Consider the following 25,485-nt stretch of genomic DNA (forward strand, 5'->3'; position numbering starts at 1 on the left):
GATGGTGTTGCTCCTTCTGCCAATCGTCGTGATGCTGTTGTTTTGGCTGGCGACAACCCCGCCGATACTTCCGAGTTATGGGCGGGTTGTCGCGGCGTGGCAGCCCAGCGAATCCTGGCTCTACGATCGAAACGGCCAATTGCTCGATAGCCAGCGCGTCAACTTCCATGCGCGGAGGCTGGCCTGGGTGCCGCTTGGGCAGATCGCGTCGCCGCTGGTCGAAACTGTCGTGGCATCCGAAGACAAGCGCTTTCGTGATCATGGGGGTGTCGACTGGCTGGCGATTGCAAGCGCGGTGAAAGCCCGGTTTTCAGGGGAGCGGTCGCGCGGGGCGAGCACGATTTCGATGCAGGTCGCTGCCTTTCTCGCCCCGGGCCTTGCCGCTCCCGGCACGCGAAGCTGGTTCGACAAGGTCCGCCAGATGCGGACAGCACGGGCGCTGGAGGCGCGCTGGTCAAAGGACCAGATTCTCGAGGCCTATCTCAATCTTGCAGGATTCCGGGGGGAGGCGCAGGGGATCGGTGCAGCCGCACTCGGCCTGTTCGGAAAGACCCCTGCTACATTGACGGGAGACGAAGCACGGCTGGTTGCGGCGTTGTTGCCCGATCCTGCGGCTGCTCCCGCGGCGGTGGCCGCCCGGGCGTGCCACACCCGCCCCGATGATTGCGCGCGCTTACGTGACATGGCCAACGCCATGCTTGGCAGCCAGCGGCAGTTGGCGCTCGATCCCGGCCTGGCGCCACATCTTTCGGTCAAGCTTCTCACCCAACCCGGGATGCGCGTGGCGACCACCCTTGACCGGGGCATCCAGGCCATGGCCACAGCCGCGCTGCGGCGCCAGCTTCTCGGGCTTGGCAGTGCGCGGGCGCGCGACGGAGCTGTCGTCGTGGTCGACAATGAAAGCGGCGATGTGCTCGCTTATGTGGGCGGCGTCGGCGGCGGATCGACGGCTGCTTCGGTCGACGGAGCGGACGCCTATCGCCAGGCCGGATCGACCCTGAAGCCATTCCTTTATGGCATGGTGATGGAGCGGGGTTATCTGACGCCTGCCTCCATCCTCGATGATTCCCCGGTCCAGCTCGACACGGCATCGGGGCTGTATGTCCCGCAGAATTACGATCATGTCTTCAAGGGGCCGGTCTCGGTCCGCTCGGCGCTCGCCGGGTCCCTGAACGTGCCGGCAGTGCGCACGCTGGTGATCGGCGGGACGGAAGCCTTTCGCGACCGGCTTTGGGATACGGGCTATCGCGGGCTGACCGAGGACGGCCAATATTACGGATTTTCGCTGGCTCTTGGTTCAGCAGAAGTGACGCTACTCGAACAGGCCGCGGCCTATCGCAGCTTTGCGCTGGGCGGACGCTGGTCTCCATTGCGGCTGCGGGCGAGCGATCCGCGCATAGCGCCGCGGCGGGTATTGTCGGAACAAGCCAGCTGGCTGGTCGGGTCGATCCTGTCTGATCCGCTGGCGCGCTCTGGCACGTTCGGGCTGGACAGTGCACTGAAGCTGCCTTTCTGGGCAGCCGTCAAGACGGGGACCTCCAAGGCAATGCGCGACAATTGGTGCGTCGGCTGGTCAGAACGCTATACCGTTGCGGTGTGGATCGGGAACCTTGAGGGCGACAGCATGAAAGCCGTGTCCGGGACGAGCGGCGCTGCGCCTGTCTGGCGGGATGTGATGATGGCGCTTCATGCCCATGCCCCAGGCCGAGCGCCGCCCATGCCGGCGGGCATCGAAACGCGACCGATCCGCTTTGCGGGCGGTCTTGAATCCCCAAGGCAGGAATATTTTCTGAAAGGAACCGGACAGGCAGTTCAGATGGCGGCACCGGCGGCCGCGCGGCGTCCAAGAATAACCAATCCGGTTTCAGGAAGTGTCTACGCGCTCGATCCCGATATTCCCATCGACCGCCAGCGGCTCGGATTCGCGGTCACGGGAGAGGTGACGGGACATCGACTGGTTCTTGACAGGAGGGATTTGGGAGATGCTGAAAATGCGCCAATGGTCTTGGCTGGACCGGGTGTGCATAGGCTCGCCCTGGTCGATCCATCAGGGCGTGTTGTCGATCAATCCCGCTTCACCGTGCGCTGACAGGAAGTTCCTGTTATGATCCTATTTTGTTGACAAAAATGCCAAATGGGTTATTGATATTGCCATGAATGAGAGTCGACCCACACCGCGTTCAGCGCTGAGAGAGTTTCTTGAGAGCGAAGCTGCGGGGGGCATCCTCCTGATGGCGGCGGCGGCGCTCGCCATGCTCGTGGCGAACAGCCCGCTGGCTACGCTCTATTTTGACGTCTTTCACCTCATGGCCGGGCCGCTTTCGCTGCACGCATGGATCAATGATGGGCTGATGGCGCTGTTTTTCCTGCTGGTCGGCCTCGAGATCAAGCGCGAGTTTGTCGATGGTCATCTGTCGACTTGGGCTGACCGGCGCTTGCCGATGATCGCAGCGGCGGCCGGAATGATCGTGCCCGCGCTGGTCTACCTTGTTGTCACGGGCGGCGAGCCTGCGCTGGCAAGGGGTTGGGCCATTCCGGCCGCAACGGATATTGCCTTTGCCATCGGCGTGCTCGCCTTGCTTGGCAGCAGGGCACCGGCATCACTGAAGCTGTTCCTGACAACGGTTGCCATTGTGGACGACATGGGAGCGGTGGCGATCATCGCCCTGGCCTATACCAGCGCGATACACGGCGCAGCCTTGCTTGCTGCGATTGCCATCGTTGCGTTGATGTACACTTTGAACCGTTCCGGCGTCAGGCAATTGCGATGGTACCTCCCTCTCGCGGCCCTGCTCTGGGTCGCAGTCTACCTCTCGGGCGTGCATGCGACGATTGCCGGGGTGCTTGCAGCCATCACCATCCCGCTGCGCCCGACGCCTGGTGCTCCCGAGGCTGAGGATTCGACGCTCCACCGGCTCGAACATGCGTTGCACAAGCCTGTCGCCTTCGGCATTGTTCCGCTGTTCGGTTTTGCCAATGCGGGGGTTTCGCTTTCAGGCGTGGGTCCTGATGCCCTGCTGGCACCGCTTCCGCTCGGCATTGCGGCTGGCCTGTTTGTGGGCAAGCAGCTCGGGATCTTCACCAGTGTCTGGCTCGCCGTCAAACTCAGGCTCGCGGACAAGCCCGCCCATGCAAGCTGGCAGCAGATCTATGGCGTATCGCTTCTGTGCGGGATCGGCTTTACGATGAGCCTGTTCATCGGCGGCCTGGCTTTTGAGGATCACAGCATGAGTGACGGTGTGAAGATGGGCGTACTCATGGGCTCGGTTGTCGCCGCGCTGTGTGGCTATGTGATCTTGCGCTTGGGCGCTTCGAGAGCGAGATCGTGATCCCGTTTCTTTCGCAGGCGTCGGCCCAGACAGGGTTGCTCAATCTTCCCTTGAGTTCGGCCGGGCTTGACCCGGTTCTTGGCCTGTTGCTGGCGACGGGTATTGGCCTGCTTGTCGGATTGGAACGCGGCTGGCGCCAGCGCAACGAGCATGTTGGGGGAAGGGTCGCCGGGATCAGGACCCACGCCTTGCTGGGTTTGGGCGGAGGACTTGTCGGCCTTGTATCCACGGCGCTGTCGCCCTGGTTCGGTGTCCTGGGCCTTGCCGGATTGATTGGCGTCCTGATGCTGGGCTTTCGGGAACGGCTCGCGGAGCCTGACGACAATGTGTCAGCGACGGGAGCCGTGGTGGGCGTGCTGACGATCCTGTTCGGCATGCTGGCTACGGTCGGCCTTGCTCGCGAGGCGATGGTGGCAGGGGCCGCAACGACCCTGATCCTGTCGATGCGTGAAAAGCTTCACGGCTGGCTCCAGACACTCGATGAGCGCGATATGCTGGCAGCCGCGCAATATGGCGCGATAGCACTTGTCATCCTGCCTTTGCTGCCCGACCGCGCAATGGGCCCTTATGACGCGCTCAATCCGCGCATGTTGTGGCTCGTTGTTGTCTTTGTGACCGGACTTTCCTTTGCCGGATACTGGGCGAGCAAAAGGTTCGGCAGCACGCGGGGCACGATCCTGGCAGCGGCAATCGGGGCCACCTATTCGTCGACGGCCGTGACAGCCGAACTGGCCCGGCGGCTGCGGTCGGATGGAGAGGACCGTTCGATGCTCAATGCCGCGATTGCAGCGGCGAGTGCGATGATGCCCCTGCGGGTCCTGGTCTTGTGTGGCGTGCTGCTGCCGTCCGCACTGGGAGTCTTTGCGATCGGCATCGGTGCCGCCGCGGCGTTCAATGTGCTTTACGCGCTGCTTTCCGTCTATCGCGCGGACAGGAGCCAGGGCAGCGGGGTCGCCCCGCGGCGAAATCCCTTTGATTTCTGGCCAGCGGTGGGTTTTGCGGTGATGGTTGCCGCGATCGTGATCGCTGCACGCTGGACGATCGACCGATATGGCGCGCAGGGGATGACGGTCCTGGTCGGCCTGACTGGCCTTTACGACGTGGACGCCGCGATCATCATGACGACGACTCTGCCTAAGGTTGCGTTGCCATTGGCACAGTTTGGCATCCTGCTTTCGCTTCCGATATTGGTGAATACGGTTCTCAAGTCCGTCCTCGTCGTCGCCCTTGGCGGGATTCGCGCAGGAGTTGTGGCTGCGCTGCCGCTGTTTGTCGATGCGGGCCTGATCGGGGGCGGCATTTGGATGCTCAGCCGATAGCCAAAAAAAGGGGCGGCCGGAGCCACCCCCTTTGAATGCGGTATGCGTCGGTCTGAGCCTAGAGCTTTTCGACCAGTTCGGGCACCGCCTTGAACAGGTCGGCAACCAGACCATAGTCCGCGACCTGAAAGATCGGTGCGTCCTCGTCCTTGTTGATGGCGATGATCGTCTTTGAATCCTTCATGCCTGCCAGATGCTGGATCGCACCGGAAATGCCGACGGCAACATAGACTTCCGGCGCCACGATCTTGCCGGTCTGGCCGACCTGATAATCGTTGGGGACATAGCCCGCATCGACCGCCGCGCGGCTTGCGCCGACAGCTGCGCCAAGCTTGTCTGCAAGCGGGAAGATGACCTGCTGGAAGGTCTCGCTGTCCTTCAGCGCACGACCGCCCGAAACGATGATCTTGGCGCTCGTCAATTCGGGACGCTCGAGCTTGGCGATTTCCGCGCCGACGAACGTCGAGAGGCCTGCATCGCCACCACCCGAAACAGCTTCGACGCTGGCTGAACCGCCTTCGGCCGCTGCCTTGGCGAAGGCTGTGCCGCGCACTGTGATGATCTTCTTCGCATCGCTCGACTGAACTGTGGCGATGGCGTTGCCCGCATAGATGGGGCGCGTGAAGGTATCGGCGCTCTCGACCGAGAGGATGTCCGAAATCTGCATCACGTCGAGGCTGGCCGCCACACGCGGTGCGATATTCTTGCCGTGCGACGTGGCGGGCGCCACGAACGCATCATAATCGGCCATCAGACCCGCAATCAGCGGCGCGACATTTTCCGCCAACCCATTGGCATAGGCAGCGTCATTGGCCAGGAGGACCTTCGAGACGCCGGCGATCTTCGCAGCCTGATCGGCCACAGCCGAACAGCCATTCCCGGCGACCAGAGCGTGGACTTCGCCAAGCTGGCCCGCCGCCGTGACGGCAGCAAGCGTTGCGTCCTTCAGCGACGCATTGTCATGTTCTACCCAGACGAGGACGCTCATGCCGCCACTCCCATTTCCTTGAGTTTTGCCACCAGTGCATCAACATCGGCGACCTTCACGCCAGCCGAGCGGACCGGCGGCTCCGTAACCTTCAATGTCTTGAGGCGCGGGCTGACATCAACGCCGTAATCGGCTGGTGTCTTTTGTGCCAGCGGCTTGGACTTCGCCTTCATGATGTTCGGCAAGGACGCATAGCGCGGCTCATTGAGACGGAGATCCGTGGTGATGATCGCCGGGGTCTTGAGGGAGACTGTTTCCAGCCCGCCATCGACTTCACGCGTGACCGACACGGTGTCGCCCGACACTTCGACCTTCGATGCGAACGTGCCTTGTGGGCGACCCGTCAGTGCAGCGAGCATCTGGCCGGTCTGGTTCGAATCGTCGTCAATGGCCTGCTTGCCGAGAATCACAAGGCCGGGCCCCTCTTCTTCGACAATCTTGGCGAGCAGCTTGGCAACGCCGAGCGGTTCCACATCTTCGGCCACGACAAGGATGGCGCGATCGGCGCCCATCGCAAGCGCAGTGCGCAGCGTTTCCTGAGCCTTTTCGGGACCAACGGATACAGCGACGACTTCCGTCGCAACGCCCTTTTCCCGGAGGCGCAGCGCTTCCTCGACTGCGATTTCGTCAAACGGATTCATCGACATCTTGACGTTGGCCAAGTCGACGCCGCTGCCGTCGGGCTTCACCCGCGGCTTCACATTATAATCGATCACCCGCTTCACGGGGACGAGGATTTTCATGTCATTCCTCCAGAGAATCGCTTTACGTTAACGTCAAATTTTTCGCCGCACTGCACAAATGTGCGGCGGTTTGCAAGCCTTACGCTGCCTTGCGGACCTCAGCGACGATCTTCTTTGCTGCGTCACCGAGGTCATTGGCAGCAACGATCGGCAGACCGGAGCCAGCAAGGATATCCTTGCCCTGCTGCACGTTCGTGCCCTCAAGCCGAACGACCAGCGGAACCGACAGATTCACTTCCTTGGCTGCTGCGACAATGCCGTCTGCAATGATATCGCACTTCATGATCCCGCCAAAGATGTTGACGAGGATGCCTTTCACGGCCGGGTCCTTCAGGATGATCTTGAACGCCGCCGTTACCTTTTCCTTGCTGGCACCGCCGCCGACATCAAGGAAGTTGGCCGGGAATTCGCCGTTGAGCTTGATGATATCCATTGTCGCCATTGCGAGGCCGGCACCATTGACCATGCAGCCGATATTCCCGTCGAGCTTGATATAGGCGAGGTCATATTCGGATGCCTCCACTTCTGCCGGGTCTTCCTCCGTCAGATCGCGCAATTCGGCGAGATCCTTGTGGCGGAACATGGCGTTGGAATCGAAGCTGACCTTCGCATCCAGCACGAGCAACTTATTGCCCGCGCAAACGGCAAGCGGATTGATCTCGATCTGGGAAGCATCTGTGCCAAGAAAGGCATTGTAGAGTCCTGCAAGCGTGCTCTGCGCCTGCTTAGCGAGATCGCCAGTCAAGCCCAGCGCGTTCGCGACGGCGCGGCCGTGATGCGGCATCAGGCCGGTGGCCGGATCAATCGTGATTGTGGTGATCTTCTCCGGACTGTCGTGGGCCACATCCTCAATGTTCATGCCGCCTTCCGTTGAAGCGACAACGGCGACACGGCTTGTTGCGCGATCAACGAGGAGCGCGAGGTAGAATTCCTTTTCGATATCAACGCCATCCGTGATGTAGAGGCGGTTGACCTGCTTGCCTGCCGGGCCGGTCTGGACCGTGACCAGCGTGTTGCCGAGCATGTCCACCGCATTGGCGCGCACCTCTTCAAGCGTCTTTGCCAGGCGAACACCGCCCTTGGCATCCGGGCCAAGTTCCTTGAATTTTCCTTTGCCGCGACCGCCTGCGTGGATCTGGGCCTTGACCACATACAGCGGCCCGGGAAGCTGTTTTGCAGCTTCGACGGCTTCCTCCACGCTTAGCGCTGCATGGCCCGCCGGCACGGGAACGCCAAACTTGGCGAGCAATTCCTTGGCTTGGTATTCATGAATGTTCATGTCTTGGCCCGAGTCCTCTGCATTGGAATGCAGGGGCCTAAAGCACAGGAGTGAGCCGTTGGAAAGTCTTTAGCGCAGGATTGCGCAGCTCAAGGCGGCGCGTGTCGTAACGGCGAGGATCTCGCTATCTTCCAGCGAACGGATATTGTGGAGGAAGCGATCAATGCTCATGTCGCGGATTCGCTCCTTCTGGAAATTCTTGAGAGAGGCGATCCGGCGCAGCTGGATGAGCGATAGCCTGTCGACCATCCGGTCCGCCATACAGGCTGATTGGCCCGAACTGAGGCCGGCGTTCATCAGGCCCGTGCGAAGTCGGGTTTCGGGGGTCGCACATGCGGAAAGCGCAAGAAGCGGGGCGATGAACACAAGACTGCGGATCATTGGCGTCTCCAGCGGGGCAGGGGCGAAAGACGGCAGGTACCCCGACAATACACGCCCAAACGCTACCCGAGCAACGCCGACGGGGCAACCTGCCTGAAAAGGTCTTTGCTGAACCGGGGTGACGCGAAGCTGAATGAGTTGTTATACTGGCGTTCATGTTGACATTTGCCGGTCCCGCACTCTTTCTGACGACGATCATTGCCATGGAAGGTGTTGCCTATGTGGCGCACCGCTGGGTGATGCATGGGCCGGGGTGGTTCCTCCACGCCAGTCATCACCGGGCACGGGTTGGCCTTTGGGAGGCCAATGATCTTTATGCGCTGATCTTTGCAATCCCGTCGATCCTCCTGTTCTGGTGGGGCATCGGGCTGGGCAAGGGCGCGCTCTATGCCTGGGCAGGAGGCGGGATCGCAGCCTATGGCGCCATCTACTTCGGATTTCACGACGTGATCGTGCACAGGCGCATCCATCACCGTTACATCCCCGCAAGCAATTATATGAAGCGGATCATTCAGGCGCATCGCTTGCACCATGTGGTCGAAACCCGGGAAGGAACTGTCAGTTTCGGTTTCCTCTGGGCGCCGAGGCCGGAAGTGCTGAAGGCAGAGCTCAAGCAGCGCGGCAAGGATGGCTTGCGCGAACCTGTCGGGACGTTCCGGGACTAGGCATCTTCGGGCGGCAATCAGCCGTCGATATCAATCGTGCCGCTCGTTGCGGCCTCTCCTTTGGGTGTCAACGTCAAGACAAAGGCATCGCCGTCATTGGTCTTGCCCGAGAAACCGGTCTGCGTTTCCGAAAACGCGACTTCATGTTCACCAAAGGCGCTCTTGAACCAGTCCTTGACCTTCCCCTGATCTGCTGGAGATTCGAATGACACCCTGACCTTAGCCTTGTCCCCTTCCCCAGCATTCACGACAACGCCGCGCACTTTCGAACCGGGATAGAGCTTCACCCCATCGAGGTCGAAATTCGAATGATCCAGCATGATCTTCGGCAGGTTCAGATTGGCGCTGAAGCCGGGCAGTTTGACATCGACCTTTCCGGTTTTGCTATCGGCATTGATTGCAACGACCCCGTCCTTGTCCTTGCCGTCGTCCCGACTGCCGCAGGCCGACAACGCAAGGACTGCCAAGGTGGAAAGGAGGATTGAGCGAAAAATCATGACGGACATCCTTTGTGTATTACGTAAATAATACACTCATGATTGTCAGGCGTCAAGCGGGACGAGCGCAATCGGGAGCCCGTCGCGTGGCTTGGGGATTGGCCAAGCCTGCCATTTGTCGCCAGACCCTTCACTTATATCGATCCGGTGATTGCGCAACATGTGCCACATCAGGATCTTGATCTGCATATAGGCAAAGTGCAGCCCCAGGCACATATGCGCTCCGCCGCCAAAGGGCACCCAGGCATATTTATGCCGCACCTTGACCTGTTCCGGCTCGAATCGCAGCGGGTCAAATTTTTCGGGATCGGGCCAATGCTCGGCCATCTGATGCGTGTAGGCCGGCTGGATGCCCACATAGGTGCCAGCCGGGAAATCATAGCCGCCGAACGAAAAGGGCTTGATGGCCCGGCGCGGCAGTGAAGGCACGGGCGGGATCATCCTGAGCGATTCCTTGAAGGCATAGTCGGTCAGGACAAGATCGTTCAGCCGGTCATAAGGCAGATCGTCACCATTGACGCCGAGTTCTGCAAATTCTTCCCGCAGCTTGACCTGCCATTCCGGGTTTCTCGCCAGCAGCATGACCAACGATGTTGCCGAGGATGTGATCGTGTCATGCGCTGCCATCATCAGGAAGTTCATGTGGTCGATGATCTCGTCATCGGTCAGCAGCGTGCCGTCTTCCTTGGTCGCGCGGCAGATCTGACTGAACATGTCCTGCGCGTCGCTCGCGCGCCGCTTTGGCACTTCACGGCCGAAATAGTCGAGCAGGAACTTACGGCCGGCCACGCCGCGGCCCATCGCAGTGCCAGGCAAGGGAATGCGGACAACGCCGATTGATGCCTGGACCATGTCGACAAAGGCCCGGTTGATCTTGTCTGCATCTGGTCCCCAGGGGAGCCCGAGGAACGAGGCCGCTGCCAGGTCGAGCGTCAATTGCTTGATGGCAGGATAGAAGGCAAAACTCTTGCCGGACCATTCGCTGACCCGCTTTGCGATCCCGGCATTGAGGGCATCGGCATAGAGCTTCATCGGTTCGGGCTTGAAGGCGATGGACAGTGTGCGCCGGTCGCTCCGATGCTTCTCGAAATCCATCAGCATCAATCCGCGCGGGAAAACGAGGTTGAGCACCGGACCCCAGCCCTGTTCGGACGAAAAGATCTTGTCGCGATCGAACAGCACGAGCTCATTCGCGTCCGGCCCGATCAACTGGACAAACCGGCCGCCGAAGCTGTTGGTACGGTAGATGTGGCCGAACTTGTCGACCATCTTCCGAGTGAAAGCATGCGGATCCTTCAACTGCTCAAACGTCGTCCCCACCAGAGGCCAGCCATCCCGCCCCGGAACATAGTCAATTTCCTGGCCCTGTTTGGGAGGAAGCCAGTGCGGGTTGGCGGTATGGGTATGGGCGTATGCCATCTGAGGAGGCTCCGGGGCTAATTGCTTACAAGAGTGTCAATAACCGAACTGCCAACGGCATGCAACCGGGCGGAAGGAGCGTTAAAGTTCGCGGGCGACCATCTGGTTGCCAACGCCGGGAACAAGCCGAAGCCGCCCGATTCCAACGGGATTGATGAATTCACCACCAAGGATGCCGCCCTTCGACCAGACAATGCGGGCCAGGACAATTCCGAGACCGGGCACTTTGAGCCGAACGAGCGATTTTGGCGGAATGTGCGTTCCAGCCATGGCCTTGAAGCCATTTTCCGAAAGATCAACGATGACAATGTCCCCGCCATGATAGCCCTGGATGAAGGCGGCCTCATCGGTCTGGACGTCAAAGCGTTCCTTGCGCCTCCGATCCGGCGCAGCAGATTGAACGGCCATACGTGCAGCAATGCGCATCGAGTTACCCCCAGTGATTTCATAGGCTGGTTTGGTTAACACAACGTAACCGAATGCTTGCACCGGCGAGCGCAAGCGCGCAGACAGTCATTATGCGAAATCTTGTTTCTATCGTGCTTGGCCTCATTGCTCTCGTGCTCGTCGCGATCGCGTTCATTCCATTGCTTGGCTGGGCAAACTGGTTCATCATTCCGATCGCGATTATTGGCCTTGCTCTGGGCGCCATGTCCGACAGGACGAGCGGCAGGAACCTCAACATTGTCGTCATCGTTGTCGGCGTGCTGCGGCTTATGCTTGGCGGCGGAATCCTCTAGGCGGCCGTCTCCGGAATGCCGGGAATTGCCGATTTGAGCAGGGCGGGCTAGGCTCGCGCAATCTCTGTTCTTGCTGGAGTCGCGAAATATGGCTTGGGGTGGAAAATCGGGCGGGCCTGCGGGCGCGTCGGGGTCGGGCGGTTCGCTTTCGTTCATCGGTTCCGAAGTGACGATTACTGGCAATATCAGCGGAAAGGGCGATCTGCACCTTGATGGCTCGGTTGAAGGGGACATCCATTGCGCAAGCCTGATCCTTGGCGCAGGCGGACGCATCAAGGGCAATATCAGCGCCGAGACGGCAACGCTTGGCGGCACTGTTGGTGGCACGGTCAACGCTCGCACCCTGATCGTTGAGAAGACCGCGCGGATCAGTGGAGATCTGTCTTATGAAAGCGTGTCGATCGAGACGGGGGCGCTGGTCGATGGGCGCCTGACCCAACGGGGCGGTGAAGGCCAGTTGAAGCTGGTGTCGAGCAGCGAGTAGAAAGCTTCGTGCTGAGGTCTGTACCCACACTCTCGCTCGACCGGCAGGCGAGCGATGCTGAAGGCTTTGCGCACAGCCTGGGCGAGTCTTTCGAGACGTTCGGATTCGCCGTGATTTCTGACCATGGCGTCGATCCGTCGTTGATTGCGAAGACTTGGGATCTGATCCGCGCCTTCTTTGCGTTGCCCGTTGAGGCAAAGCGGAAGTATACTCTTCCCGGCCTTGGTGGCGCGCGTGGTTACACGCCGTTCGGAATCGAGATTGCCAAGGATGCTGACACACATGACCTGAAGGAATTCTGGCATGTCGGGCGAGATTTGCCGCCCGGCCACCGGTTTCGCGATCGAATGCCTGATAATATCTGGCCAGAGGAAATTCCCGAATTCAGGAAGACGCTGCTGGAGATCTTTGCCGCCTTCGATTTGGCAGGAAACAAGCTCTTGTCGGGTATTGCCCGATATCTTGGGCTGGCGCCGGACTGGTTCGATCCGGCAGTTCGGGATGGCAATTCGGTGCTGCGGTTGCTGCACTATCCGCCAATCCCTCGCGATGCAGACGGCATCCGGGCCGGGGCGCATGAGGATATCAACCTCATCACCCTTTTGCTGGGCGCGGAGGAAGCCGGATTGCAACTGTTGACCAGGTCAGGCGAATGGTTGCCGATTGATCCGCCAGATGGGGCAATGGTCATCAACGTGGGGGACATGCTCCAGAGGTTGACCAATCACCGGCTGCCGTCGACTACCCACCGCGTGATCAACCCTCCGCCCGAACGCAGGCACATCCCGCGCTATTCAATGCCGTTCTTCCTGCACCTTGCGTCGGATTTCGAGATCAAGACGCTGTCGGGTTGTGTCGACGCGGCGCATCCCGATCGCTATCCGCAGCCGATCACGGCTGATGACTATCTCCAGCAAAGGCTCGTCGAGATTGGCTTGAAGACCGCCTGAGCGTCGCGATCAGAAGGGGAGCAGCTTCGACTTTTCGCTGAACTTCATATAGCCGATGTTCGCGCCAAGCCGGACGCCGACGCCCAGCCGGATGGGAATGATCACCACATCGCCGCGGCGCAAATAGGTCGCAGAAAAGCCGCCGACGAAATAGGCGCGCCCTTCAACCTGCGGATAGCGGCGATAAAGATCCTGGCTGTCGTAGAGGTTGTAGACCAGCACGAATACCTTGGTCGCGTCTCCGCCCAGATCAAAGCCGACCGATGGGCCGGTCCAATAGACAGGGCGCTGCCCCTCAACAGTGTGGGACAGCGTGCCCGAACCGTAACGCAGTCCGACGACAATGGCGCCTGACGCTTCACGGCCCGCAATATAGGCGTTGGGTTCGCCCTGATCCTTCAGGATTTTTTCGACAATCTCGGCAAGGCCCTTGGCGCCCTTCCCGAACACACCCTCGGCAGCACCGATGACATCGTCCTTGTGATAGGTCGTGCCGGTCGCGGCCTGTTCCCGCACTGCGGCCGACGTCGATGTCGATGTCGCAGGCGCCGGTGCAGCAGGTGCCTGACCTTCGGCTGGTGCAAGATCAGCATTGATATTCGCATTGGGGTCAGAAGCCGGTGTGACATTTGCCGTCGAAGAAGAAACGGGGTCAACCGCCGCCGGCGCGCTTGGATCGATCGTCCGAATTTCGGCAGATGCCGGGGCGACCACCAGAGCCATTGCGCTGAGTGCTGCAGCGGCCCAGGCCGGAAACTTGAATGCCATGCCAATCTCCCTCGGTCCGGCCCACACCAAACCCTGTCCGGCGACTAGAATCCTTCGCCGCGCGTCCTGCAAGCCAGCCGCGACGGGTTGAGTCAATTCTGCGTCCAATTGCGGCGCAATCGTAAAAACTGGCCTGTTGCGCGCCACCAAAGCCCTCGCTATAGCCCCGCCTCTGCCAGGCGCCGGAGACGTGGGTGAGTGGCTGAAACCAACGGTTTGCTAAATCGTCGTACCGGCAACGGTACCGAGGGTTCGAATCCCTCCGTCTCCGCCAGAATCTGTCCTTTTCCGCCATAGCGCCACAAGAGGCGGCAAGGTTTCGACAGCCCAAGCATGCCCGCCCGTCCGGTCTTGCAGGCTTCACGATCTCCCGGACATGCTGCGTGCCATGTATCAGCTCGATGCAGACTGCGCTTCGATGTAAATCCACGCCTCAACACAGCCCTCGGCCGTTTCGACCCGAGTGGCCACGCGCCGATATTGAGTCCCCTCGAAGGCATCCAGGCGTGACCAATGTGCCGGCAAATCTGGCGAATTCAGCACATGAACGCCAATGCGGCCGCCGGCTTCATCCGGTACGAGGGCGGGATATCCAAGGGCTGAACCCCAACCCTTGTTCACGAGCCAGCCCTTGACGTTGCCTGTCAGCCACACGCCCGGCAGCGATGCAAGCTGGTGGTGATTGGGTTGGCCCGGCGCAAGCGTGCCATAGGTCGCCAGGAAATTGTCTATCGCCATTTCGGCTCAAGTACTGCCGGTCTGAAATCGACTCAATGCCCTCGTGCGCGTTCGTGTTAGCCAATTCGACCATATTCGGCGTTTATGCGGGGCTTTGATCGGGTCAGCGAGCCCAAGCGCATCGTGACTCGACTCTCTGCTCGAATCGGCGCAGTCTGATCATGTCAGGGGGTCGGGTCTCAAGCTTTGTGACACGTGACCAATTCTCGGCGCCGGATGTGTTCCTCGCGTAGCGTGACCAACGAACAACGATAGGGGATTTCCAAATGATGAAAGCTACCGCCTTTCTGGCGGCCATTGTGGCTGCCACCACTGCAACTGCTGCAACGGCCCAGACCTTCACGTTCCAGTCCATGTCCAATGCGCCGGCCATGGCCATGTCAAACAAGGCACCGGACGGCCGCACCTATGGCGCTGCTGGCTTCAGCGGAAGCGGCGAGACTACATGGGCGGACGGAAAGAAGTCCAAATATACGTTCAAATGCATCACCATGAGCCAGCCGCCCCATGATGCCATCTTCATGAGCCACATGATGTGCGACGTTGCTGCGCCGGACGGGAATTTCTTCGTAACCTTTGGCTGCAACTACATGTCTGCTGACGAGCAGGGGTGTGTCGGTGGTCTTGCGGGAACAAGCGGCGTCTATGCTGGCAAGAACGGTGCCGTGACGAGCCACGGCAAAGGCACAGCATCGAGCGGCACAGGGCAGTGGTACGACTGACCTCGACATGCAACTCGATGCGGTTGCAACGATGACGCAAGGCGGCCCTCCAAGGGCCGCCCTGTTGTCGCTTCTAGTGTTGCACCAAGGCCATTAGCTGTGACGGAAACGGTGCCACGAGGCTTTGGGCGTTCTCACCGCTCAACCACCTCTTGTAGTCCGTTGGATGCAGGATAACCGGCATTGCTTTTGGGTGAAGCGGAGCGACCAATGGGTTCGGTTCGCAGGTCAGGAACGCAAACACATTTCCCGATTCCGAAGGGCGCCAGAGTCCGGCGAAGGCCGCAACTGGCTGCGCGGGAACGTTGAACCAATATTGTGCCGGTCGACCGGTTGCGGCATCCTTTCCGGGCGCCGGCTCGGCGAATTGTGTGAACGGAACAAGGCATCGCCGCGTCGGATCCTGCAGGGTCGCTTTCCAGAACGGGCTCTCAAGGTTCCGCACGTTGGTCACATGCTTCTTTACACTCGTCCCTGGCCGCTTGCCGGGCAAAGTGATCGGAACTCCCCAGGGCATGACATCCCAGACAGGCGCATGGCCTTCGATCCTCAGGACCAGGCCCTTGCCCTTCGGGTACATCTGCTGGTCGAACGGCGCGAGGATGGGGGGAAGAGCCAGGTCTTCCCAATCCCTGAATAGCCGAATGTCCTTTTCATCCATGCGATAGAGATTGCACATTCGCTTGCTCCACCAGATCAGTCGGTTTCGGACTTAGGCTTTTCTGAAGGACGCGGAGGCTTTTCAAAGCCGTGCATCCCCAGCCACCATTGCGTCGCAATGATCGCGCCCTTGGCGGGCTGCAGCATCGCAAGCATCATCACGAGCGCAAGGGACACGATCAGTGCCATGAGGCCCCAGACTGGCAAATCTGTATGGTTCACAAGTGCGATGATGAGCGGCGCCAGAACATGGCCTGTCACGAGGATTGCAAGATAGGCCGGAAAGTCGTCTGCTTGCTGGTGCGCCCAATCCTGGCCGCAAGATCCGCAGCGCGAGATGGGCTTCAGGAACTTGAAAAAGAGATGTTCGCGGCCACAACTCGGGCATCGGTTGCACGCCCCGCGCAGGGCCGATTGCCAGGCCGACCTCGGCAATTCCTGTGGCAGCAAGTTCGCTGTCATGCGCCGACCGCCTGAAAGAATGCCTTCAGTATCCATCTTGCCTTGGCTGCTTTGCTGACGATCACCCGTCGATCCCAGGCAGCCTGTCCGCGTGCTGCAACCTCGCGGGCAATATCACCATAGATCCCTGCCGCCGCCAAGACAGCCCATCTTGCGCGAAATGGCAATTTGCGTGCGCCTATCCGGCCGCTGGCTTCGAAGTCCTGTGCCATATCGGCCAGCCACCAGCCGATATCCGCAAGGCGGGACCGGTAAAACGGGCGCATCTGCTCTCCGGGAGGAATATCCGCTTCCGCAAGCCATTCGTCCGGGATGTAGCAGCGTCCTGCGGCGTCATCTTCACTGATGTCGCGCGCGATGTTGGCCAATTGGAATGCCTTGCCCAAATCTGCAGCGCGCTCAAGCGTGTCTGCGTCGTCCGGGTCTGCACCCATGACAATGGCCATCATGCACCCCACGGCGCCGGCGACATGATAACAATATTTCAACAGGTCCTGCTCGGTGCGCGGGTGCCAGCCCGAGGCATCAAGCGCAAACCCTTCAATCAGGTCATAGATATATGTGTGCGGGATGGCACATTCGCGGGCAACAACACCCAGCGCATCGAACGCAGGGTCGCCGGTTTCCTTGCCCTCCAGCGCCAGTGTCGTCAGGTCCGCGATTCGCGCCAGCCTCTCTGCCGGGTCATCTACTGCAGACATGGTGCCGCCGTGATCCTGGCCATCGGCTATGTCGTCGCAGCGCCGGCACCAGCAATAGAGCAGCCATGCCCACTCACGGGTCTGTCGATCGAAGAGCTGTGACGCAAGAGCAAAGGATGTCGATCCGCGGCCGATGCTCTCCCTTGCATGGGCGACAAGGGCAGTACGATTTTCGGTCACAGGTCGAAGCGATCAAGCCACTTGGCCTGATCCGGCGGCTCAAAAGCCTGCATAGTGTCCAGCAGGCGGCCAGGCTCGGTATCGGCGATGACCATGTCGCGATGCACGCTGGTCACGAACCGAGCAGTCACACAGTGATCAAGAAACATAAAGAGATTGTCGTAAAAGTTTGAAACATTGAGAAAACCGCAGGGCCTCGTATGGTATCCCAGTTGACCCCAGGTCAGCATTTCAAATATTTCATCGAGCGTTCCAAAACCGCCCGGCATCGCAATGAATCCCTTGGCAAAATCTGCCATAAGGGCTTTTCTTTCGTGCATGGTCGCGACGACATGAAGTTCCGTGCAGCCCCTGTGCGCCAACTCCTTGTCCTCAAGCGCAGACGGGATGACGCCAATCACTTCCCCGCCTGCGTCAAGCACCGCGTCGGCTATGACGCCCATCAACCCGATGCGACCTCCGCCAAATACAAGTCCAATCCCGCGCGCCGCCATTTCGGCGCCAAGGCTTCGGGCCGCTGCGGCATAAACGGGATCGGCACCCGGTGACGAGCCACAGTAAACAGCCAGCCTGTTCACCGCGCCAGATCTTCCAGCATCAGCTTCGCTGTCGCTTTTGCACTGCCGACGACCCCCGGAATTCCGGCTCCAGGATGCGTCCCGGCGCCAACGAAATAGAGATTGGGAATGGCATCGTCCCGATTGTGCGTGCGGAACCAGGCCGATTGGGTCAGGGTTGGCTCCAGACTGAAGGCGCTACCCTGATAGGCGCTGAGGTCATGCGCAAAGTCGGTCGGGGCATACCGGAAGCTGGTCACGATGCGGGAACGAATGTCAGGGATCAGGCGGCGCTGAATCTCGTCAAGGATGCGATCCTCCAGCAGCTTGCCAATTTCTCCATCCCAATCAAGCGGCGCCTTTCCCAGATGGGCAACTGGTGCGAGCGCATAGAAGGTCGAACAGCCCTCCGGGGCCATTGACGGATCTGTGACGGTCGGATGATGGAGGTAGAGCGAAAAATCGTGCGGCAGGATGCCGTGCTTGTAGATATCCTCAAGCAACCCTTTGTAACGCGGGCCGAACAGGATCATGTGATGGGGAATGCCCGGCCAGCTGCCCCTGATCCCGAAGTGGACGACGAAAAGCGACGGCGAAAAGCGTTTGCGTTCAAGCGAAGCCGCAGCGCGTTGCCCCCGCCGGTTACTCGTCAGCAAGTCCCGATAGCTGTGCATGATATCGGCATTTGACGCGACAGCGTCTGCATCGGCCTGCCATCCTGACCGCGTCCTCACCCCAGTCGCCTTGTCGCCAAGCGTTTCGATCTCTTCAACCGGATCGTCGAGCCTGATCGTTCCACCCAAACGTTCGAACTGTGTAACCATTGCAGCGATCAGCCTGTTGGTCCCACCGCGCGCAAACCAGACGCCACCGTCCTTTTCCAGTTTGTGGATCAGCGCATAGATCGCGCTGGTCGTAAAGGGGTTTCCGCCCACAAGCAGTGTGTGGAAAGACAGTGCCTCGCGCAGCTTTTCGTTGCGCACAAAGGATGCAACGATCGAATAGACGGAGCGCCACGCCTGATATCTTGCAAGCGCCGGGGCCGCCTTGATCATCGAGGCGAAGTCAAGAAACGCCACATGCCCGAGTTTCAGATAGCCTTCCTCATAAACTCCTGCCGCATATTCCAGGAAGCGCTGGTATCCTGCCAGGTCTGCGGGATCGAGCTTGGCGATCTCATTCGTCAGTGCGGCATTGTCGTTCGAATAATCGAAATTGGTGCCATCTGGCCAATTGAGTCGGTAGAATGGCATGACCGGGTCCAGCACGACGTCATCTGACATGCTGCGTCCCGAGAGCGACCAGAGTTCCTGAAGGCAATCCGGATCCGTAATTACGGTTGGTCCGGCATCAAAGGTGAAGCCGTCCTTCTCCCAGAAATAGGCACGACCGCCGGGTTTGTCCCGTGCTTCCACGACCGTGGTTTCGATGCCGGCCGACTGCAAGCGAATGGCAAGCGCTAGCCCACCAAAACCCGACCCGATAATGATGGCGCGCTTCAACTTTTATATCCCAATATTGCCCTGATCGCTCGACCGATAGGGACTGGCGGCTTTCCGCTCAAGATGCGGATCTTGTCGAAGAATGTAGAGCGTCCGGCATAAAACCGCTCGATGAGCGGGGGAGAGAGCCGATAGAATCGTTCAAGGACCTTGTATTCCTTGTCGGGCTCCGATGCCCGAAAAAGCATTGTGTCGAGCATTCTATAGAAGCCCCGTTCCTCCCAGCGCCTTTTCGCATAGGCCCGGGCCCGCTTTGGCGTCATTGCCGGGTCGGTTGTGATGGCGATCGCAAGTCGGACCGCGTCAGGCAGCGAATATCCCGTGGTCGGGTGGAAGAGTCCCGCGCGCATCCCCGCCTTGGCGACCGCGCCGCCAGAGTCCCAATAGGCTGCAAAATCACCACCCATGGCAACGGGAAGGACTCCCGTTTCCTCGCGCTCGATTGCTTCGATCTGCCAACCGCGTCGTTGTGCATAGGCTGCGATCCGCTGGCGCAAGGCCTCTGGTTCGAGCGACGGGCCGTCGCTGTAATAGGTGTCTTCGACAAAGACCGTATCGGCATCGAATGGCAAGCAATAGACGAAGCGATAACCGTCATTCTGCAAAACAGTCGCGTCCATCACGATCGGGCGCACAAGGCCATGTCCGCCTCGGATGCGCAGTTTCTGGCCAAGGAATTTCTGCCAGCCCACATCAAGGCAGGAGATATCAGCCGGGCCGCGAGCATCAATGACAACCGGTGCGGCAATCGATCTGCCGTCGGACAGCGTGATGCTTGTATCGATTGCTGCCACTGCGGCTGCGATGATCTGGTCAGGGCGCAATTTCGCCCGAACCACAAGATCCAGCCGTTCGGACTCGATGCTGTTGTAGCCAGTATGAAGTGTGCGGTGGTGCGCCGGAAATGAAACGTCATAATCAGGCCAGTGATGACAGATGAGAGGGTCTATCAGCCACCTGTCTTTAAGGGCAATATCGCTGTCGAAAAACGACCAGAGATGATTTCCGCCGATATTTGGCGATGATTCTATCAACCTGACGTCAAGGTCCGGCCTTTTTTCTGCCAGCGCCAGTGCAATCAGTCCGCCGGCAAGGCCACCGCCAGCAATCGCCACATCACAGTTGATCTCATCGTGCACACTTTGTCCGTAGACGGGTTTGGCCGCAGGCGAAAGCCGGTGTAAAATGACCAGGATGACACAGCCGCTTGACCCTGCACTTCTCCTGAAGGCCTATGCTGCCGGGATATTCCCAATGGCTGACGGGCGCGATGCGCCTGACGTCTATTGGGTTGAGCCGCGCAAACGCGGTATTCTGCCGCTTGACGGATTCAGGCTTTCGCGTTCCCTGGCAAAGACATTGCGATCCGGGCGGTATGAAACAACCGCTGACCTTGCCTTTGCGGATGTCGTGCGGCTGTGTGCGGAGCAGGCTGCAGATCGCCCCTCCACCTGGATCAACCACCAGATCGAAGCCTCGGTGGCGCTGCTTCATGCAGGCGGGCACGCGCACAGTATTGAGACATGGGAAAGGGGCAGACTTGTAGGCGGTCTCTATGGCGTAAAGCTCGGGCGGGCCTTTTTCGGCGAATCGATGTTCAGCCGAGCGACCGATGCCTCGAAAGTGGCCTTGGCTCATCTCGTTGCGCGGCTGCGTGCCGGTGGCTTCACGCTGCTTGATTGCCAGTTCATTACGCCGCACCTCGCCTCATTGGGAGCGATCGAAATTGACCGTTCAGCCTACCTGGCGGCGTTGGTTTCGGCAGTTGCGGGTGTCGGCGCCGGAGCGGACGTTTCGGCAGTCGCTGGCGCAGCCCCATCAGGTGATTTTTCGGCGCTCGACCGGTTGTTTGAGGCCGAAGGATCTCCGCGCAAGACAATCGTGTCTGGCCCAACATCGGGATGCTTCATCGCGCAGGCCTTGGTCCAGACGTCGTAGATCGGGTGCTCGACCGTGTTGAGCGAGGGCGATTCCTTGAAGAGCCAGCCCGAGAAGACCTTGCGCCATTTGTCATCACTGCCATGGACAATGACTTGCACGAATGCCCCGGTATAGGGTTCCGCTTCCCAAGGAGCGGTCGTTTCGCAGGCCTTCAGTCGCACGACGAGATCGCCGATGCGCACAGCTTGGCCGGGTTTCATGACGAGATCGCGATAGAGGCCGTTGCGTTTGTTGAGGATGCCGAGTGTCGCGACACGTTCGGCCATCGGCGTTTCCTTGCCGATAACCACGGGAGGTGCGGGCTTGGGCGCTGGTGCCGCAATCTGGGTCGGGACCGGCTCGGTTGTATTGCTGGCAGTCGAATTCTCGATCTGAGCAAAACCTTGCCAGGCGGCCAGCCCGGCCACCAAGCCGCCAAGCACCCAAAGGGCAGGGCGTTTCATCCCTGTTCAGGGCTCCAAGGTTGATAGTCGCCCGTCGCAGCCGCGCGTTCGCCACCCGCTTCCGGCGCTCCGGCGGGGCGATAGGCATGGACAGTGCCAGTCAGATTCCGGCTTGGAGGCTTTTGCCAGATTCGTGCGGGTGGAAGCGCATTTTCCGGCACATCGTCAATCATGTGATGCAGCCAGCCGTGCCATTCGGGCGGCACGCGACTTGCGTCATTCAAGCCATTATACATCACCCAGCGACGCGTGAGACCGCCGACGGTCTTGCCACCTTCGTAATAGACATTGCCTTCGGCATCATGGCCGATCCGCTTGCCCTTGGTCGCGGTGCCAAGCCACGTGCCGAACGTCGCGCCTTCCCACCAGGTGAAGATATTCTTGAATATGCCCATGGATGGGCGATTACCCGTGCTCGCGGATTCGTGCAACGGTGTTGGTGCCTGCCTGCTTCCGGCAGAATTTCACCAACTGAGGCAACTGCCGTACAAAATGGCAGCTTGAAAAACGAGTTCCCGGCTAACGGCGCCGCAATCTTGTCGAGTGCTGGGCGAAATGACCATTTTTGGGACATTGTTAAGCATTTATTAGCTTTTGCGCCGGGCGAAAAGGAACTATCGGTCGGGCAAATAATTTGAGTCGCACAAAACCGTGGACCGTTTGGCGCCAAGTGCTGAACATTTTAATTTTGGAGCTTGTATCGTGAAAAAATATTCTATCCTTGCTGCGGCTGCCCTTTGTGCCGCTGGTTTTGCGACACCTGCTTTTGCTGCCCAGCCCATCACTCCGGTACCGAGTTGCGCAATTATTGGGCTGGATGACATTGTTCCTAATGCACTTGCATGTTCCGGCTATTTTCAGGGCAACCTGCTGAACACCGCAAATCTTACCGAACAGACGAACGCGTTGGCGAGCATCGGCCTGACCTGGAATGGCGTTACGATCGAGAAGCTTGATCCGGGTGCTGCAATCCTCAATTTCGTCACCCCCCTGAACGGCTTGACCTGGATCGGCATCCATTATGGCGCCGGTCAGGGACCGGTGAATGTACAGGGCGGTGTAACGGCCTTCTACAGGTTCGATGCAGGCACCAATCGTGACACCTTCAACATCACGCCGGGATCGATTTCTGGCGTATCGCTCTTTGCTACGGGCCCTGGGACTGCGGTTCCGGAACCTGCCACTTGGGCGATGATGCTTCTTGGGTTTGGTTTTGCAGGAATGATGCTGCGCCGCCGCAACGCTCCGCAACACGCATTCTCCTAATCTGAGGCCAATTTGAATTGAAGCCGCGGGCCGAAAGGTCCGCGGTTTTCTTTTGCCTGAAGAACAACCGCTGCAGCTCTGCCGCTGACTCACGCGTGACCGCTGTCCAGTGCCAGCAACCGCGGATCTATTCCCTGCGCTTCGAACGCAGCTGTCCAGCGTTCTTCAACGGGCATGTCATAGAGAAGCGTGTCATTCGCGTCGGCCACGTGCCAGCCGTGGCGGTGCATTTCCTCATCAAGCTGACCCGGCCCCCAACCTGCATAACCGAGCGCGACCAGCCAGCGCTTTGGTCCCTTGTTCGTCCCGATCACGCGGAGCACATCAATCGTCGCGGTCAAACCCCACAAGTTCGAGACTTGCATGCTGTCCTGCCCGCTCCAGTCGAGGGAGTGAAGGACGAAACCGCGCTGGGGTTCAACCGGCCCGCCCGCGTGGATCGGCACATCCGGCGCTGATCCCGGCTCAATCCCGAACTGACCCAGCAATCCGTGAAGTCCAAGGCGCGGCATGATGCGGCCAATGCCGATGCCCAGCGCTCCTTCTTCGTCATGCTGGCAAATCGCGATAACCGAGCGCTCAAAGCGGGGATCGCCAATACCGGGCATGGCAAGCAGCAGCTTGCCGGTCAGAAAGGGGGGACTCGGCGCCATGATCGCCAGGAAGATTGATCCGCAACTTGGCCAATGTCCAGCACCCACTTGCAATAGGCGGCAGTTGGAACCAGAGGAGGGACAGCCAGAGACAAACTGAACTGAAAGGATATGCCATGACTATTTCTGTTGGAGAGAAGATCCCGTCGACAAATTTCGTTCAGCCGACTGCGGACGGCCCACAAGGTGTTTCCAGCGACGAATTCTTCAAGGGCAAGCGCGTCGCACTCTTTTCCGTGCCAGGCGCATTTACGCCGACTTGCTCGGCCAAGCACCTTCCGGGTTTTGTCGAGCATGCAGCTGACCTCAAGGCCAAGGGGATTGATGAAATTGCCTGCACCGCCGTCAATGACGCATTTGTCATGGGCGCATGGGGCAAGGCATCGGGCGTTGACGGCAAGGTCACGATGCTGGCCGATGGCAATGGCGATTTCGTAAAGGCCGTCGGCCTCGAAATGGATGGGTCGAAGTTCGGCATGGGGCCGAGAGGCCAGCGCTTTGCAATGGTCGTCAACGACGGAACGGTCGAACATCTGTTCGTCGAAGGCCCCGGCGAATTCCGGGTAAGCTCCGCCGAATATATGCTTGAAAACATCTGAGCGACCAACTTGAAGCTGTCATCTTCCGCGCGTAAGCGTGGAGGATGGCTGCTAAAGGCACACTTCAATCCGGGGCCGCAATCGTTGCCGAGCTCGATGCGCTCTTCGTGGCAGCGGTCGGTCGACTGCGCAAAGCGATCGAAATCTTTGTCGAAACCGGGACACCACCCGATCCGGCGATGCGAGAGGACGGCAGTTTCGCCTATCCCGAAATCAGGCTGCATTATAAGGGCGACGAGGCCCTTTCGCCGCCACTCCGGTCCTTCGGGCGGCTCACCGAGGCCGGCGACTACGTTACGAGCGTAACCAAGCCTGCGCTCTTTGCTGACTATCTTGCTGAGCAGATTGACATATTGATCGCCGATTACGGGGTTGAGGTCATTGCCCGGCCCGGGCGGCAGGAAATCCCGTTTCCCTACGTCCTCGACGCCAATGACGATCTGGCCGATGTCCGCGCCAAGGATCTCTCGCGCTGGTTCCCGACGACCGAGTTGGCCTATATCGGGGATGAAGTGGCAGATGGCCTGTTCGATTCTGGACTTGATGATCCGCGCCCGCTGGCCCTGTTCGATGGCTTGCGCACCGATTTCTCGCTGGCCCGGTTGCGCCACTATACCGGTACGCCGCCCGAACATTTTCAGCGCTACGTCCTTTTCACCAACTACCACCGCTATGTCGATGAGTTCGTGGACTGGAGCTGTGCTCAAATCGGAAATGGCGGGGCCTATACCAGCCTGTCGTGCCCCGGCGGGGTGATGGTTACAGAGCATACTGACGATCCCCACAGCGTCGTCGCTGACAGCGCCTGGAGGCGACACCAGATGCCGGCCTGGCACCTTATGGCGCCGGACGGGACAGGCATCACGCTCGTCAATATCGGGGTCGGTCCGTCGAACGCGAAGACAATAACCGATCATATGGCCGTCATGCGCCCGGAGGCGTGGCTGATGATCGGGCACTGCGGGGGGCTCCGTCCGAGCCAGCGGATCGGGGATTATGTCCTTGCGCACGCTTATCTGCGCGACGATCATGTGCTGGACGACATGCTGCCGCCGGAAATCCCCATTCCCCCGATTGCCGAAGTCCAACAGGCGTTGGCGCGCGCCGCGGAGCAGGTTTCGGGAGAGAGCGGCGAGAAGCTCAAGAGCCGGCTGCGCACGGGCACGATTGTCACGACCGATGATCGGAACTGGGAATTGCGGTATTCCAAGTCGGCGCTGCGCTTCAGCCAGTCACGCGCCGTCGGCATAGACATGGAGTCGGCCACGATTGCGGCGCAAGGCTATCGCTTTCGCGTTCCTTATGGAACGCTGCTTTGCGTCTCTGACAAGCCCATGCACGGCGAACTCAAGCTGCCGGGACAGGCGAACCGGTTCTATGAGCGGGCGATTGCCGAACACATGTTGATCGGCATCGAGGCCTGTCGGCAACTGAAGGCCGAAGGCCCGAAACTGCATAGCCGCAAGCTGCGCGCCTTCAACGAGCCGCCGTTCAGGTGA

General features: G+C 59.8%; 29 protein-coding genes, 1 tRNA gene and 1 pseudogene. 13 read left to right on the forward strand and 18 right to left on the reverse strand.

The genetic code is table 11. The features are described from left to right. The first annotated feature begins 1 nt into the window (after nt 1). The 3 genes from pbpC (at nt 2) to K0O24_RS08470 (ending at nt 4,648) form a co-directional block, all read left to right on the forward strand. Nucleotides 2-2,089 (forward strand): penicillin-binding protein 1C, encoded by a 2,088-nt coding sequence (gene pbpC / locus K0O24_RS08460; RefSeq protein WP_219892323.1) that lies wholly within the window; start codon nt 2-4, stop codon nt 2,087-2,089. Between the two features lie 64 nt (nt 2,090-2,153). Then, the gene (gene nhaA, locus K0O24_RS08465) at nt 2,154-3,329 is read left to right on the forward strand and encodes a Na+/H+ antiporter NhaA (protein WP_219892324.1); all 1,176 of its coding nucleotides are present in this window, start codon (nt 2,154-2,156) and stop codon (nt 3,327-3,329) included. Beyond that, the gene (locus K0O24_RS08470) at nt 3,326-4,648 is read left to right on the forward strand and encodes an MgtC/SapB family protein (protein WP_219892325.1); all 1,323 of its coding nucleotides are present in this window, start codon (nt 3,326-3,328) and stop codon (nt 4,646-4,648) included. The genes nhaA and K0O24_RS08470 overlap by 4 nt, the downstream gene beginning before the upstream one ends. A gap of 58 nt (nt 4,649-4,706) precedes the next feature. Here the strand turns inward: K0O24_RS08470 and K0O24_RS08475 are convergent, their stop codons facing one another. The 4 genes from K0O24_RS08475 to K0O24_RS08490 form a co-directional block, all read right to left on the reverse strand. Then, on the reverse strand, nt 4,707-5,636 hold the full coding sequence (locus K0O24_RS08475) for an electron transfer flavoprotein subunit alpha/FixB family protein (protein ID WP_219892326.1): 930 nt from the start codon (nt 5,634-5,636) through the stop codon (nt 4,707-4,709). After that, complete coding sequence (locus tag K0O24_RS08480; protein WP_219892327.1) at nt 5,633-6,379, reverse strand: electron transfer flavoprotein subunit beta/FixA family protein; 747 nt, start codon at nt 6,377-6,379, stop codon at nt 5,633-5,635. Before K0O24_RS08480 ends, K0O24_RS08475 begins: the two co-directional genes overlap by 4 nt. A gap of 79 nt (nt 6,380-6,458) precedes the next feature. Beyond that, on the reverse strand, nt 6,459-7,658 hold the full coding sequence (gene sucC, locus K0O24_RS08485; RefSeq protein WP_219892328.1) for an ADP-forming succinate--CoA ligase subunit beta: 1,200 nt from the start codon (nt 7,656-7,658) through the stop codon (nt 6,459-6,461). A 69-nt stretch (nt 7,659-7,727) separates the two neighbouring features. Beyond that, the gene (locus K0O24_RS08490) at nt 7,728-8,039 is read right to left on the reverse strand and encodes a hypothetical protein (protein WP_219892329.1); all 312 of its coding nucleotides are present in this window, start codon (nt 8,037-8,039) and stop codon (nt 7,728-7,730) included. Nucleotides 8,040-8,194: 155 nt separating this feature from the next. On the opposite strand from K0O24_RS08490, the gene K0O24_RS08495 reads away from it, so the two are divergent. Continuing rightward, complete coding sequence (locus K0O24_RS08495; RefSeq protein WP_219892330.1) at nt 8,195-8,704, forward strand: sterol desaturase family protein; 510 nt, start codon at nt 8,195-8,197, stop codon at nt 8,702-8,704. Nucleotides 8,705-8,721: 17 nt separating this feature from the next. Here the strand turns inward: K0O24_RS08495 and K0O24_RS08500 are convergent, their stop codons facing one another. The 3 genes from K0O24_RS08500 to K0O24_RS08510 all read right to left on the reverse strand — a co-directional run bounded on the left by K0O24_RS08500 (nt 8,722) and on the right by K0O24_RS08510 (nt 11,088). Continuing rightward, nucleotides 8,722-9,201, reverse strand: coding sequence for a hypothetical protein (locus K0O24_RS08500; RefSeq protein WP_219892331.1), 480 nt, complete (start codon nt 9,199-9,201; stop codon nt 8,722-8,724). A gap of 45 nt (nt 9,202-9,246) precedes the next feature. Beyond that, on the reverse strand, nt 9,247-10,620 hold the full coding sequence (locus K0O24_RS08505; protein ID WP_219892332.1) for a cytochrome P450: 1,374 nt from the start codon (nt 10,618-10,620) through the stop codon (nt 9,247-9,249). An 81-nt stretch (nt 10,621-10,701) separates the two neighbouring features. After that, nucleotides 10,702-11,088 (reverse strand): hypothetical protein, encoded by a 387-nt coding sequence (locus tag K0O24_RS08510; RefSeq protein ID WP_219892333.1) that lies wholly within the window; start codon nt 11,086-11,088, stop codon nt 10,702-10,704. Nucleotides 11,089-11,138: 50 nt separating this feature from the next. Here K0O24_RS08510 and K0O24_RS08515 point away from each other — a divergent pair, with 50 nt between their 5' ends. The 3 genes from K0O24_RS08515 to K0O24_RS08525 all read left to right on the forward strand — a co-directional run bounded on the left by K0O24_RS08515 (nt 11,139) and on the right by K0O24_RS08525 (nt 12,794). Beyond that, nucleotides 11,139-11,360, forward strand: coding sequence for a hypothetical protein (locus tag K0O24_RS08515; RefSeq protein ID WP_219892334.1), 222 nt, complete (start codon nt 11,139-11,141; stop codon nt 11,358-11,360). Nucleotides 11,361-11,448: 88 nt separating this feature from the next. Beyond that, complete coding sequence (locus K0O24_RS08520) at nt 11,449-11,844, forward strand: bactofilin family protein (RefSeq protein ID WP_219892335.1); 396 nt, start codon at nt 11,449-11,451, stop codon at nt 11,842-11,844. 8 nt (nt 11,845-11,852) lie between these two features. Next, complete coding sequence (locus tag K0O24_RS08525; protein WP_219892336.1) at nt 11,853-12,794, forward strand: isopenicillin N synthase family dioxygenase; 942 nt, start codon at nt 11,853-11,855, stop codon at nt 12,792-12,794. 9 nt (nt 12,795-12,803) lie between these two features. Here the strand turns inward: K0O24_RS08525 and K0O24_RS08530 are convergent, their stop codons facing one another. Next, on the reverse strand, nt 12,804-13,562 hold the full coding sequence (locus K0O24_RS08530) for a DUF1134 domain-containing protein (protein ID WP_219892337.1): 759 nt from the start codon (nt 13,560-13,562) through the stop codon (nt 12,804-12,806). A 184-nt stretch (nt 13,563-13,746) separates the two neighbouring features. On the opposite strand from K0O24_RS08530, the gene K0O24_RS08535 reads away from it, so the two are divergent. Further along, a tRNA-Ser gene (locus tag K0O24_RS08535) sits at nt 13,747-13,836 on the forward strand. 119 nt (nt 13,837-13,955) lie between these two features. On the opposite strand, the gene K0O24_RS08540 is transcribed toward K0O24_RS08535, so the two are convergent. Then, a complete protein-coding gene (locus K0O24_RS08540) occupies nt 13,956-14,300 on the reverse strand; it encodes a gamma-glutamylcyclotransferase family protein (protein ID WP_219892338.1) in 345 nt (114 codons plus the stop codon). A 266-nt stretch (nt 14,301-14,566) separates the two neighbouring features. Here K0O24_RS08540 and K0O24_RS08545 point away from each other — a divergent pair, with 266 nt between their 5' ends. Beyond that, complete coding sequence (locus K0O24_RS08545) at nt 14,567-15,022, forward strand: hypothetical protein (RefSeq protein ID WP_219892339.1); 456 nt, start codon at nt 14,567-14,569, stop codon at nt 15,020-15,022. A gap of 73 nt (nt 15,023-15,095) precedes the next feature. Here the strand turns inward: K0O24_RS08545 and K0O24_RS08550 are convergent, their stop codons facing one another. Genes K0O24_RS08550 through crtY form a run of 6 tightly spaced genes read right to left on the reverse strand, consistent with a single transcriptional unit; the run spans nt 15,096 to nt 20,223 of the window. Then, nucleotides 15,096-15,701, reverse strand: coding sequence for an SOS response-associated peptidase family protein (locus K0O24_RS08550; RefSeq protein WP_219892340.1), 606 nt, complete (start codon nt 15,699-15,701; stop codon nt 15,096-15,098). Between the two features lie 17 nt (nt 15,702-15,718). Further along, on the reverse strand, nt 15,719-16,144 hold the full coding sequence (locus tag K0O24_RS08555) for a DUF983 domain-containing protein (RefSeq protein WP_219892341.1): 426 nt from the start codon (nt 16,142-16,144) through the stop codon (nt 15,719-15,721). Beyond that, the gene (locus K0O24_RS08560; RefSeq protein WP_219892342.1) at nt 16,141-17,025 is read right to left on the reverse strand and encodes a phytoene/squalene synthase family protein; all 885 of its coding nucleotides are present in this window, start codon (nt 17,023-17,025) and stop codon (nt 16,141-16,143) included. The genes K0O24_RS08555 and K0O24_RS08560 overlap by 4 nt, the downstream gene beginning before the upstream one ends. Next, nucleotides 17,022-17,603: an LOG family protein gene (locus tag K0O24_RS08565; protein ID WP_219892343.1), complete on the reverse strand. Its 582-nt coding sequence runs from the start codon at nt 17,601-17,603 to the stop codon at nt 17,022-17,024. The genes K0O24_RS08560 and K0O24_RS08565 overlap by 4 nt, the downstream gene beginning before the upstream one ends. Further along, nucleotides 17,600-19,084 carry a phytoene desaturase gene (locus tag K0O24_RS08570; RefSeq protein ID WP_219892344.1) on the reverse strand — a complete coding sequence of 495 codons (1,485 nt, stop codon included), beginning with the start codon at nt 19,082-19,084 and terminating at the stop codon, nt 17,600-17,602. Before K0O24_RS08570 ends, K0O24_RS08565 begins: the two co-directional genes overlap by 4 nt. Then, nucleotides 19,081-20,223, reverse strand: a complete 1,143-nt coding sequence (crtY, locus tag K0O24_RS08575) for a lycopene beta-cyclase CrtY (RefSeq protein ID WP_219892345.1) — start codon at nt 20,221-20,223, stop codon at nt 19,081-19,083. The genes K0O24_RS08570 and crtY overlap by 4 nt, the downstream gene beginning before the upstream one ends. Nucleotides 20,224-20,278: 55 nt before the next feature. On the opposite strand from crtY, the gene aat reads away from it, so the two are divergent. Further along, nucleotides 20,279-21,022 (forward strand): leucyl/phenylalanyl-tRNA--protein transferase, encoded by a 744-nt coding sequence (gene aat / locus K0O24_RS08580; RefSeq protein WP_246610931.1) that lies wholly within the window; start codon nt 20,279-20,281, stop codon nt 21,020-21,022. A 35-nt stretch (nt 21,023-21,057) separates the two neighbouring features. On the opposite strand, the pseudogene K0O24_RS16925 reads toward aat, so the two are convergent. Further along, nucleotides 21,058-21,468, reverse strand: a pseudogene (locus K0O24_RS16925) (DUF2155 domain-containing protein); the annotation flags it as partial. Next, nucleotides 21,465-21,863, reverse strand: coding sequence for an NADH:ubiquinone oxidoreductase subunit NDUFA12 (locus tag K0O24_RS08590; protein ID WP_219892347.1), 399 nt, complete (start codon nt 21,861-21,863; stop codon nt 21,465-21,467). The pseudogene K0O24_RS16925 and the gene K0O24_RS08590, both read right to left, overlap by 4 nt. Before the next feature lie 307 nt (nt 21,864-22,170). Here K0O24_RS08590 and K0O24_RS08595 point away from each other — a divergent pair, with 307 nt between their 5' ends. Then, entirely contained in the window at nt 22,171-22,734 is a 564-nt protein-coding gene (locus K0O24_RS08595) for a PEPxxWA-CTERM sorting domain-containing protein (protein ID WP_246610932.1), read from the forward strand. An 89-nt stretch (nt 22,735-22,823) separates the two neighbouring features. On the opposite strand, the gene K0O24_RS08600 is transcribed toward K0O24_RS08595, so the two are convergent. Beyond that, nucleotides 22,824-23,387: a YqgE/AlgH family protein gene (locus K0O24_RS08600; protein ID WP_219892348.1), complete on the reverse strand. Its 564-nt coding sequence runs from the start codon at nt 23,385-23,387 to the stop codon at nt 22,824-22,826. A gap of 116 nt (nt 23,388-23,503) precedes the next feature. On the opposite strand from K0O24_RS08600, the gene K0O24_RS08605 reads away from it, so the two are divergent. Both K0O24_RS08605 and K0O24_RS08610 read left to right on the forward strand, forming a co-directional pair. Next, a complete protein-coding gene (locus K0O24_RS08605) occupies nt 23,504-23,986 on the forward strand; it encodes a peroxiredoxin (RefSeq protein ID WP_219892349.1) in 483 nt (160 codons plus the stop codon). 44 nt (nt 23,987-24,030) lie between these two features. Beyond that, a complete protein-coding gene (locus tag K0O24_RS08610; RefSeq protein ID WP_219892350.1) occupies nt 24,031-25,485 on the forward strand; it encodes an AMP nucleosidase in 1,455 nt (484 codons plus the stop codon).

It is taken from the genome of Aquisediminimonas profunda (genome assembly GCF_019443285.1).
Classification (GTDB): Bacteria; Pseudomonadota; Alphaproteobacteria; order Sphingomonadales; family Sphingomonadaceae; genus Aquisediminimonas; species Aquisediminimonas profunda.